Genomic DNA, 11,153 nt, shown 5'->3' on the forward strand with positions numbered 1-11,153 from the left:
CGGGTACTCGGACGCAGCGAGTTCGCCGACCACCAAGAGGACGAGGCGGAGCTGTTCGCGGACCTGCTTCTGTCCGGCGTCTCGCGCTGGCGCTCCTCGCGGCCGATGCGCTCGTTCTGGGGCGGTGAGGGGTGACCTCCTCGGCCCCACCGGTCATCGCGTGGCTGATCATCGCGGGTAGTGCGGCGGCGGCCCTGTTGCGGCTGGTGTGGCTGCACGGCGGCTCACGGCCCAGCGAGCGCCACGTGACCTATGCCCTGGTTTGTGCGGTGATCGCGGCGCTCCTGCGCGAAGGGGCCGTGCAGCACGCGCTTGCCGACGCGGGCCTGCTCAGCGTGGGGTTCACGAGGCAACTCGGGACCACGTTCATCGTCGCGACCTTCGCGCCGCTGATCGTGCTGGCGCAATCGTGGTCGGAACGGTGGTCGGAGCAGGCGTCGGAAAGCTACCGGAGGATGCGCCGGGCCGTCTGGTGCGCGGCGGGCGTCTCGATGGTGCTGATGCTGCTCCTCGGCGCGCACGCCCGCGCCCTGGGGCAGTACATCGACCGGACCGAAGGCTGGCAAACGGTCGCCTACTTCGCGTTCTTCTCCGGCTGGTGCGGCGCGACCGGCCTGCTGGTGCTCGCGGCCAGTGTCCGGGAGCTGCGCGCGGGCCAGTTACGCCCTTCCCACAAGCTCACCTACCTGCTGATCCTGATCGTCGGTGGCTGGACGCTGGAAGAGGCCGTCTCCATCTTCGCCAGCTCGGTCTGCGCGGCGACCGGGACGGGTGCGGCGTTCGTCGACTTCCGGTTCCACGCCAACGAGAACAACTTCGTCTACATGGTCGGCCTCGGCTCGCTGGCCGCGGGCGTCCGGGTAGGCACCGAAATCGCGCGCAGACTGGGCATCGACTCGGCCTCGCGAACCGTACGGCAGCTGACGCCGATGTGGCGGGATCTGGTGACCACGTGCGCCGAGATTCCGCGCCCATCGCAACCCGACCCGGACCTGGACCCGCGGCGGCGCCTGCACCGCATGACGGTGGAGATCCGAGACTCGCTGCTCGTGCTCGGGCGATTCGCCGAGCCGGTACCGGCCGACGTGCCCGCCGACGTCGCCGAGGCGGTGCAGATCGCGCGTGCCCTGCATCGCAAAGCCGAAGGCGCGCAGCCGGGTTCCTATCTCCGGCTGCACGCGTCGGCGCCCGGCCGCGACATCGTCGACGAAACTCGTACGCTGCGCCGTATCGCGCGGCATTGGGGCCCGGCACAGACCTACCTTTGCGCACAACTGGACGGAGCAAGATGACCACGACGAACTCCCAGCCGCGAATCCGGGCGAGTGACCGGGAGCTGCCGCACCCGCCGTTCCGACTACCGGTCGTCGGCGACGTATGGGATCTGCACGTCACCGACAGCAGCCAATGGGGGATGCGCGGCGCGCAGAAATACGGTGGGATCTACGAACGCAACATCTTCGGGACCCGCGTGACCTACGTGTCGGATCCGGACCTGCTGCGCGAAATCAACGACGACGCGCTGTGGGCCAAATTCCTCGGTGTGCCGATCCGGGATCTGCGGACCGTCGCCGGGGACGGACTGTTCACCGCGCACAACTCCGAACCGAACTGGGCCAAAGCCCACGCCATCCTCGCGCCGTCGTTCACCGCGGCCGCCATGCGCGGCTACCACGCCACCATGCAAGCCTGCGCCGCCGAGCTCGTCGAATACTGGACGGCCCGCGCGGGCGAGTGGGTCGACGTGCCCGCCGATACCAACAAGGTCGCGCTGGAAGTCATCGGGCGGGCCGCGTTCGGCTACGAGTTCCAGTCGTTCACCCGCACCGACCCGCACCCGGTGGTCGCCGCGATGCTGCGGGCCCTGACCTACATCAACCGCGCCGCCTACTCGCATCCGCTCGTCGAACGCACGGTGTTCCGCGAGCAGCGTGCTCAGCACCGGCGAGACGTGGAATTGGTCAACAGCACGATCGATGAGGTGATCGCACGGCGTCAGCGGGAGGGCGCGGGTGAGCACGGGGATCTACTGGACCGGATGCTGACCGTGCCGGATCCGGAAACCGGAAAACTGCTCGACTCGACCAATGTCCGGCACCAGATCCTGACGTTCCTCACAGCGGGACACGAGACCACCGCGGGCGTCCTGGCGTTCGCGCTGCACTATCTGTCGATCAACCCGGCGATCGCCGCAAGCGCCCGACAGGAGATCGACGAGGTCTGCGCGGGCGACAGCCTCACCTTCGAGCAGGTCGGGAAACTGCGCTACGTGCGGCGCATCGTGGACGAGACCCTTCGGCTGTGGCCCACCGCTCCCGGATACTTTCGCAAAGCCCGTGCGGACACGATGCTCGGCGGGCGCTATCCGTTCGAGCAGAACGAGTGGGTGTTCATCGTCCTGCTCCAGCTGCATCGCCACGAGCTGTGGGGCGCGGATCCCGAACAGTTCGATCCCGACCGTTTCCTTCCGGAGCGCGTGCGCGGCCGCCATCCCGAGCTGTACCGGCCGTTCGGCGTGGGCATGCGCGCCTGCATCGGCCGCCAGTTCGCTCAGCACGAGATGGTGCTGATCCTGGCCACACTGCTGCGGACCTTCGATCTGACCCCGGAGCCCGATTACCAACTGCGGGTGAAAGAGACGATCACATTGAAGCCGGATCGCCTGCGTCTCGAGGTTTCCCGGCGCGACGGTTAGCCACCACCCGCTTCGGCCCCGCTCACCCGACCGGTGACCGGAGCCGAAGCGTCCGTGGCTCAGCCGCGCGCGAGCAGTGCGTCCAGTGCGCGGTAGCTCTCGTTGAGCCCGCTCTCCATGCCCGACTGGAGCATTCCGTCCCGCTCCTGCGGCGTGTGGAACTGACTGTCGGTGACCACTTTGGTGCGGCCGTCACCGAGATCGACGAAGCTGACGCTGTCGATCGCGACATAGGCGGGCATGCCGTCCCACTCGAAGGAGTACACGATCCGCTCCTGCGGGGTGACCTCACGGAAGCGGCCCTCGAAACCGTGGGTTCCGTCGTCGGCGTGCTCGACGAAACGCCAGTGCCCGCCCGGACGGAACTCCCAGCGCTCGATATCCAGCCGGTTGCCACGCCCCCACCATTGGGCGAGCAGCTCGATCCTGCTGTAGGCGTCCCACACCCGCTCGCGCGGCGCGTCGAAGACCCGCTCTACGTGGATCGCGCGGTCGGTGTCGGCCGTGACGACGGCTTCGTTCGTGGTTGTGCTCATCGGTCCTGCTCCGTTCGCTCGAGGAATTCGCCGAGACGGTCCATCCGTGCTTCCACCATCCGCCGGTAGCCCTGCATCCAGGCCACTTCGCGATCGAAGACGTTGGCACCGAGGCGGCAGTACCGCACCCGGCCGCGCTTCTCCGTGACCACCATGCCCGCCGCCTCCAGCAGCTGGATGTGCTTCTTGACGCCGGTGAGCGTCATCTCGAAGCGCTCCGCCAGCTCGCTGACGGTCGCGGGCCCACTGCCGAGGCATTCGAGAATCCCACGCCGTGTGGGATCCGCGAGCGCTCCGAAGGAGGCATCCAAGAAGTCATACTGAACCATCTAGTTCAGTGTTACTGAGATGGGCGCGGGCGTCAAGAGGGAATTCGCACTTCTGATCCGGCCCGCCGAGCGGTATCTTTTCCCGACGAACCGGACACGGTTGCGGCACAAGGAAAGAGCACGATGAGGATCTCCCAATTCACCGCGACGGCCCTGGTCGCGCTGGCGGCCACCGCGATCACCACGAGCGCCGCACACGCGCAGCCCTCGACCGATGACGCACCGCTCGACCTGCGCGGATCGTTCCACCAGGTCGCCTACGAGGTCGCCGCCACCGAGGACCGGCGCGCCGCCGTCGCGACCATCCAGGACGGGACGTTCGAGCTGACCCACGACGGCCGCGTCGTGACCGTCTCCGATCGGGACGGCGCGGTGGTGGCCGCGCTGCCGATGACGCTGCGCATCGGGGAGCAGCGCGTGGCGCTGCGGCCCGTGCTCGAGGACGCGGGCCACCGGCTCACCGTCGCGCCGGTCGCGATGGCCGACACTCCGCTGCGCGACATCGGCGCCCAGGAGCGGTTCTACGCCGAGGCCGAGAAGGCCATGCCGTCCATCCTGGCGGGCGCGGGCATCGGCGCGGCCATCGGCTTCGTCGTCGGCTTCCCGCTCGGCCTGTTCGTGCTGGACTTCATCACGGTGCCCGCCGCCGCGGTCGCGGGTGCCGCGATCGGCGCGATGGCCGGATTCGTCGTCGGCGGCGGGCAGCCCGCCGTCGACGCGGCGCTCGAGTACATCACCGCGCCCTAGTCGAGCCGGTCGGCGGGCGCCAGCCGCTGCGTGCCGATCACGCGCAGCAGGTCCAGCTTCTCGGCCGCGTCCGTGCCGGGACGCGGTTGGTAGACCAGCAGGCGCTGGGCGGCGTTGGGTGTGAGCAGCGTTTCACAGACGATGTCGATCAGGCCGACCTGCGGTTGCAGGATGCGTTTGGTATCCGAAAGCCGCACCGCGACCCGGTGTTCGTCCCAGAGCCGGTCGAACTCGGCGCTCGCCGACCGTAGCCGGGCGACGAGCTCGAGAACGTCCGCGTCGCCAGCGCGGCGAGCGGCCGTCGCACGCAGATCGGCGACGTGCCTGCGACCGAGCCGATCCCAGTCCTCCTCCGGGAAGACGGCGCGCGAGGCAGGGTCGGTGAACCAGCGGTAGGGGTAGTACCGATCCCAGCCGCGCCGCTCGCCGTGATCGCCGACGAGCAGGGTGTGCATCCGGTTCTGCACGAGCACCTCGCCGAGGTCGGTGACGACGGTGGCCGCGGTGTCGTCCAGCTTGGCGAGCAGGTGCATCAGGCCGGGGCCCACGTGCTTGTCGGTAGCGTCGCGTCCCGGCGGCGCGTGGCCGCACAGATGGTAGAGGTGGTCGCGTTCGTCGTTGTCGAAACGCAGGGCGCGGGCGAGCGAGGCGAGCACCTGGGTGGACGGGCGGGGGCCGCGCGACTGCTCCAGCCGGGTGTAGTAGTCGGTCGAGATACCCGCGAGCAACGCGACCTCGTCGCGGCGCAGCCCCGGCGTGCGCCGCCGGACGCCGGGCGGCAAGCCCATGTCGGCGGGCGTGAGCCGCTCCCGGCGACGGCGCAGGAAGTCGGCGAGTTCGGCGCGGTCCATGCCCATACTGTCCTCGGAAACGGCGCGCTCAGCCAGGGATCGCCGCTCCCCCGATAAACGGTCTCTCCCGCACCGGTTGCGCCCCGCGCAGGCTGGTGCCATGACGACAACGAAGATCCACGAAGTGCGGCTCGGGGCCACCGGCCCGACCGTCGGCCGTATCGCCCTGGGCGCTATGGGCATGTCCGGCGCGTACGGCGCGAGCGACGACGCCGAGTCGATCGCCACCATCCACGCGGCGCTGGATTCCGGCGTCGGCCTGATCGACACCGGCGATTTCTACGGCGCCGGTCACAACGAGATGCTGATCGGCAAAGCCATCGCCGAGCGGCCACGGGAGGACGTGGTGCTGAGCGTGAAGTTCGGCGCGCTGCGCGGGCCCGACGGCAGCTTCGGCGGCGTGGACAACCGGCCGGTGGCGCTGCGCAACTTCCTGACCTACAGCCTGGAGCGGCTCGGCGTCGACTACATCGACATCTACCGCCCCGCCCGGCTCGATCCGGAGGTGCCGATCGAGGACACGGTGGGTGCCATCGGCGAACTGATCGAGGCCGGCTACGTGCGTCATGTGGGCCTGTCCGAGGTCGGGCCGGAAACCATTCGGCGCGCGGCGGCGGTGCGGCCGATCGTGGACCTGCAGATCGAGTACTCGCTGATCTCCCGGGGCATCGAGGCGGGGATCCTGCCGGTCTGCCGCGAGCTCGGCATCGGCGTCACCGCCTACGGCGTGTTGTCGCGCGGACTGCTCAGCAGTGCGATCCAGCCGGGAACCACCTTCGCCGCAGACGATTTCCGCGCGCACAGCCCGCGCTTCCAGGGCGAGAACCTGGACCGGAACCTCGAGCTGATCCGTGCGCTGGACGAGATCGCGAGGCGCAAGCACGCTTCGGTGGCGCAATTGGCCATCGCCTGGGCACTGACCCGCGGCGAGGACATCGTGCCGGTCATCGGCACCCGCCGACGCGAGCGCTGGACCGAAGCGGTGGACGCACTGGACATCGTGCTCACCGACGAGGAGTTGTCCACGATCGAATCGGCCGTGCCTGCCGACCGCATCGCGGGCGAACGCTATGCGACGGCACAGATGGCGATGCTCGACAGCGAGCGGTGAGGTGCCGAGCTCTCCGATGCGATCAGGATCGGCGCGGACGGAGCACCGCGGTGAATACCGCCGCGGCGACGGTCTTTCCGGTGGCGTCGGTGATGTCCACCGGCACCTCGAGCTCGAGCGGCACTTTCGCCTCGATATCCGCCCGCATTTTCGCCAGCGTCTCCGCGGAGAACGCGGAAGTGGCGAGGAACGGCCCCGCATCCCCCTTCGCACGGGCTTTGTACCCGATGCGTCCGTCCTTGGCGACGATGAACGTATCCCCCATCAGGTCCACGATCCCCGAAACAGAAGCACCCATCGCGGCGGTCTCCGCCATCCCGAACAACACGGCGGCATGCAGATCCCCGTTGTGGTTCAGATGCTCCGCCCGCGGCACGACCGACACCACGTTCCGCCCCGCCGCGAACTCCTCCCACTCGACCCCGGCGTACTGGATGAACCCCAGCTTCCGGAAACCGGCCACCACCAGATCCCCCAGCGCCGCGCCGTCCATCGCCACCTCCCGAAAACAGAATTGAAACCCGTTCTAATTTCCTACTGGCTTCGGCCCCCTTTGTCCACCGCGAACCGGTCGCCCAGCGCGCCACGTTCGCGTCTTCCCGCGCTTGCTGGGTAGATCCGCACGAAGAGGGCGGACAGAAAGCACTCGGCCCCCGCTCCGAAAGGAGCGGGGGCCGAGTGTCGTTGCGGCTGACGGATCAGCGGTAGTCGCTGAAGCCGTAGTCGTCGAGCGGAACCGCGGCGCCGGTGGTCTGACCGAAGCTGTCCGGGCTGTAGTAGGTGTCGTCGTAGGACGGCACCGCGTACGCGGCGGCACGGGCTTCTTCGGTCGGCTGCACCTGGATGTTCCGGTAGCGGTTGATACCGGTACCGGCCGGGATCAGCTTACCGATGATCACGTTCTCCTTGAGGCCGATGAGCTTGTCGGAGCGGCAGTTGATCGCCGCGTCCGTCAGAACTCGGGTGGTCTCCTGGAAGGACGCCGCCGACAGCCACGAATCGGTGGCCAGCGACGCCTTGGTGATACCCATCAGCACCGGACGACCCGCCGCGGGCTCGTTGCCCTCGGCGACGACGCGGCGGTTGGATGCCTCGAACTCGGCGCGCTCGGTGAGCGAGCCGGGCAGGAACTCCGTCGCGCCCGAGTCGATGATCGTCACGCGACGCAGCATCTGGCGCACGATCACCTCGATGTGCTTGTCGTGGATCGACACACCCTGCGAGCGGTAGACCTCCTGGACCTCGTGGACCAGGTGGACCTGAACCTGACGGGGGCCCATGATGCGCAGCACCTCGTGCGGATCCGCCGCGCCTTCCAGCAGCTGCTGGCCGACCTCGACGTGGTCACCGTCCGAGAGCAGACGCTCGGTGCCGTCGTCGTGCTTGAACACCCGCAGACGCTGCCGCTTCGAGAGCTTGTCGTAGACAACCTCTTCGCCACCGTCATCCGGGATGATGGTGATCTTGTAGAAGCGATCGTCGTCCTCCAGCCGCACGCGACCGGAGACCTCGGCGATAGGCGCCTTGCCCTTCGGCACGCGCGCCTCGAACAGCTCCTGCACGCGGGGCAGACCGCCGGTGATGTCGTCACCCGCGACACCACCCTGGTGGAAGGTACGCATGGTCAGCTGGGTACCGGGCTCACCGATGGACTGCGCGGCGACGATACCGACGGCCTCACCGATGTCGACCAGCTTGCCGGTCGCCATCGAGCGGCCGTAGCAGGTCGCGCACACACCGGTGCCGGTGGTGCAGGTCAGCACGGAGCGGACCTTCACCTCGGTGATACCGGCCTCCAGCAGCGCCTCCAGCGCCGGATCGCCGAGGTCGGCGCCCTTCGCCACGATGACGTTGCCCTGCGCGTCGACCGCGTCGGCCGCGAGCGTGCGCGCGTAGGTGGAGGTCTCCACATGCGCGTCGCGGATGATCGAGCCGTCGAGCTGCTTCTCCGCGATCGGCACCACGATGCCGCGCTCGGTTCCGCAGTCGTGCTCGCGCACGATGACGTCCTGCGAGACGTCCACCAGACGACGGGTCAGGTAACCCGAGTCGGCGGTGCGCAGCGCGGTGTCGGCCAGACCCTTACGAGCGCCGTGGGTGTTGATGAAGTACTCCAGAACCGTCAGGCCCTCACGGAAGGAGGACTTGATCGGCCGCGGGATGAACTCACCCTTCGGGTTCGTCACCAGGCCCTTCATACCGGCGAGGGTACGGGTCTGGGTGAAGTTACCCGTGGCGCCCGAGTCGACGATCGTGATGATCGGGTTGTCGGCCGGGTAGTGCGCGCGCAGCGCCTTACCGACCTCCTCGGTCGCCTCCTGCCAGATCTTGACCAGGGCGTTGTTGCGCTCCTGGTGATCGAGCGCACCACGCTGGTACTTCTTCTCGATCTGATCCGACTGCGCCTCGTAGCGCTCCATGATCTCGGCCTTCTCCGGCGGCACGAGCACGTCGGACATGGAGACCGTCACGCCCGAACGCGTGGCCCAGTAGAAGCCGGCGTCCTTGAGCTTGTCGACGGTCTGCGCGACCACGATCATCGGGTAGCGCTCGGCGAGATCGTTGATGATCGTCGCCTGACGCTTCTTCGGCATCTGCTCGTTGATGAACGCGTAGTCCGCGGGCAGCAACTCGTTGAACAGCACCCGGCCCAGCGTGGTCTCGGTGGTCCACGCGTCGCCGCGGCGCCAGCCCTCCGGGAACAGCTCCGACTCGACGTCCTTCGGGGGGCGCTGGTCGGTCAACCGGACCTTGATCAGCGAACGCACGGTGAGCTCACCGCGGTCCACCGCCATCTGCGCCTCGGCGGGCGAGGAGTACACGCCCTGCTCCGGAGCGTCCTTGGTGGCCGGCTGGTAGGAACCCTTCGCGCCCTCTTCCAGGCGGGTCAGGTAGTACAGGCCGGTCACCATGTCCAGACGCGGCATGGCCAGCGGCCGGCCCGAGGCGGGCGAGAGGATGTTGTTCGACGACAGCATCAGGATGCGCGCCTCGGCCTGCGCCTCCGCCGACAGCGGCAGGTGCACGGCCATCTGGTCACCGTCGAAGTCGGCGTTGAACGCCTCACAGACCAGCGGGTGCAGCTGGATGGCCTTGCCTTCCACCAGCTGCGGCTCGAAGGCCTGGATACCGAGGCGGTGCAGGGTGGGCGCACGGTTGAGCAGCACCGGGTGCTCGGCGATGACCTCTTCGAGGACGTCCCACACCTGCGGCCGCTGCCGCTCCACCATCCGCTTGGCCGACTTGATGTTCTGCGCGTGGTTCAGGTCCACCAGGCGCTTCATCACGAACGGCTTGAACAGCTCCAGCGCCATCAGCTTGGGCAGACCGCACTGATGCAGCTTCAGCTGCGGACCGACGACGATGACCGAACGGCCCGAGTAGTCGACGCGCTTACCGAGCAGGTTCTGGCGGAACCGGCCCTGCTTGCCCTTGAGCAGATCCGACAGCGACTTGAGCGGACGGTTGCCCGGTCCGGTGACCGGACGGCCGCGGCGGCCGTTGTCGAACAGGGCGTCGACGGACTCCTGCAGCATCCGCTTCTCGTTGTTGACGATGATCTCGGGAGCGCCGAGGTCGATCAGTCGCTTGAGGCGGTTGTTGCGGTTGATCACGCGACGGTACAGGTCGTTCAGGTCGGAGGTGGCGAAGCGGCCACCGTCGAGCTGAACCATCGGGCGCAGCTCCGGCGGGATCACCGGAACGGCGTCGAGCACCATGCCCATCGGCGAGTTGCCGTTGGTCTGGAACGCCGCGACGACCTTGAGCCGCTTGAGCGCGCGCAGCTTCTTCTGGCCCTTGCCGCTGCGAATGGTCTCGCGCAGCAACTCGGCCTCGGCCTCGATGTCGAAGCTCTCCATCAGCTTTTGGATGGACTCCGCGCCCATCGCGCCGGTGAAGTACTCGCCGTAGCGGTCGACCAGCTCGCGGTAGAGCACCTCGTCGACGATGAGCTGCTTGGGCGCCAGCTTGGTGAAGGTGGTCCAGATCTCCTCCAGCCGGTCCAGCTCACGCTGGGCGCGGTCGCGGAGCTGGCGCATCTCCCGCTCGCCGCCGTCCTTGACCTTGCGGCGGACGTCGGACTTGGCGCCTTCGGCCTCCAGCTCGGCCAGGTCGGCCTCGAGCTTCTGGGCGCGGGCCTCGAGGTCGGCGTCCCGCTGGTCGGCGACCGCCTTCTTCTCGACCTCCATCTCGGCCTCGAGCGTGGACAGCTCGTTGTGCCGCAGCTCCTCGTCCACCGCCACGATGACGTAGGCGGCGAAGTAGATGATCTTTTCCAGATCCTTCGGCGCCAGGTCGAGCAGGTAGCCCAGGCGCGAGGGCACGCCCTTGAAGTACCAGATGTGGGTGACCGGAGCGGCCAGCTCGATGTGGCCCATGCGCTCGCGGCGCACCTTGGCGCGAGTCACCTCGACGCCACAGCGCTCACAGATGATGCCCTTGAAGCGGACGCGCTTGTACTTGCCGCAGTAGCACTCCCAGTCCCGGGTGGGACCGAAGATCTTCTCGCAGAACAGGCCGTCCTTCTCCGGCTTGAGCGTGCGGTAGTTGATGGTCTCCGGCTTCTTCACCTCGCCGTAGGACCACTGACGGATGTCGTCGGCGGTGGCGAGGCCGATCCGGAGTTCATCGAAGAAGTTGACGTCTAGCACGTAACTTCCTTTCCCCTGTGCGGGTCGAATTCGAGCAAAAGTTCACTAGTTGGGTAATCCGTTGCGGAGGCCGGATGCCGTCGGTGACGGCATCCGGCCGACCGCCTAGTTCGCCAGATCGTCGACGGTGGCCGCTTCGTTCCTCGACAGGTTGATGCCCAGGTTGGCCGCCGCGCGCTCCAAATCCTCGTCGTCGCCGTCGCGCATCTCGATCGCGGCGCCGTCGGACGAC

General features: G+C 68.0%; 9 protein-coding genes. 4 read left to right on the forward strand and 5 right to left on the reverse strand.

Annotation, left to right across the window (positions count from 1 at the left end; translation table 11 throughout):
- Window positions 1-131: 131 nt before the first annotated feature.
- A complete protein-coding gene (locus ON19_RS27145; RefSeq protein WP_043698883.1) occupies window positions 132-1,292 on the forward strand; it encodes an MAB_1171c family putative transporter in 1,161 nt (386 codons plus the stop codon).
- Complete coding sequence (locus ON19_RS27150) at window positions 1,289-2,695, forward strand: cytochrome P450 (RefSeq protein WP_051169354.1); 1,407 nt, start codon at window positions 1,289-1,291, stop codon at window positions 2,693-2,695. The genes ON19_RS27145 and ON19_RS27150 overlap by 4 nt, the downstream gene beginning before the upstream one ends.
- Window positions 2,696-2,754: 59 nt before the next feature.
- Here the strand turns inward: ON19_RS27150 and ON19_RS27155 are convergent, their stop codons facing one another.
- Window positions 2,755-3,231: an SRPBCC family protein gene (locus ON19_RS27155; protein ID WP_043698884.1), complete on the reverse strand. Its 477-nt coding sequence runs from the start codon at window positions 3,229-3,231 to the stop codon at window positions 2,755-2,757.
- Complete coding sequence (locus ON19_RS27160; protein WP_043698886.1) at window positions 3,228-3,560, reverse strand: ArsR/SmtB family transcription factor; 333 nt, start codon at window positions 3,558-3,560, stop codon at window positions 3,228-3,230. Before ON19_RS27160 ends, ON19_RS27155 begins: the two co-directional genes overlap by 4 nt.
- A gap of 123 nt (window positions 3,561-3,683) precedes the next feature.
- On the opposite strand from ON19_RS27160, the gene ON19_RS27165 reads away from it, so the two are divergent.
- The gene (locus tag ON19_RS27165; protein ID WP_043698888.1) at window positions 3,684-4,307 is read left to right on the forward strand and encodes a DUF8020 domain-containing protein; all 624 of its coding nucleotides are present in this window, start codon (window positions 3,684-3,686) and stop codon (window positions 4,305-4,307) included.
- On the opposite strand, the gene ON19_RS27170 is transcribed toward ON19_RS27165, so the two are convergent.
- Complete coding sequence (locus tag ON19_RS27170; RefSeq protein ID WP_043698889.1) at window positions 4,304-5,158, reverse strand: helix-turn-helix transcriptional regulator; 855 nt, start codon at window positions 5,156-5,158, stop codon at window positions 4,304-4,306. The two genes, ON19_RS27165 and ON19_RS27170, sit on opposite strands and share 4 nt — an antisense overlap.
- Before the next feature lie 100 nt (window positions 5,159-5,258).
- Here ON19_RS27170 and ON19_RS27175 point away from each other — a divergent pair, with 100 nt between their 5' ends.
- Window positions 5,259-6,269 (forward strand): aldo/keto reductase, encoded by a 1,011-nt coding sequence (locus ON19_RS27175; RefSeq protein ID WP_043698891.1) that lies wholly within the window; start codon window positions 5,259-5,261, stop codon window positions 6,267-6,269.
- Window positions 6,270-6,291: 22 nt separating this feature from the next.
- Here ON19_RS27175 and ON19_RS27180 read toward each other — a convergent pair whose 3' ends face one another.
- The gene (locus ON19_RS27180) at window positions 6,292-6,762 is read right to left on the reverse strand and encodes a PaaI family thioesterase (protein ID WP_043698897.1); all 471 of its coding nucleotides are present in this window, start codon (window positions 6,760-6,762) and stop codon (window positions 6,292-6,294) included.
- A gap of 205 nt (window positions 6,763-6,967) precedes the next feature.
- Entirely contained in the window at window positions 6,968-10,921 is a 3,954-nt protein-coding gene (locus ON19_RS27185) for a DNA-directed RNA polymerase subunit beta' (RefSeq protein ID WP_043698893.1), read from the reverse strand.
- Window positions 10,922-11,153 lie beyond the last annotated feature (232 nt).

The sequence above is a fragment of the Nocardia abscessus NBRC 100374 genome, assembly GCF_000308455.1.
Lineage (GTDB): Bacteria > Actinomycetota > Actinomycetes > Mycobacteriales > Mycobacteriaceae > Nocardia > Nocardia abscessus.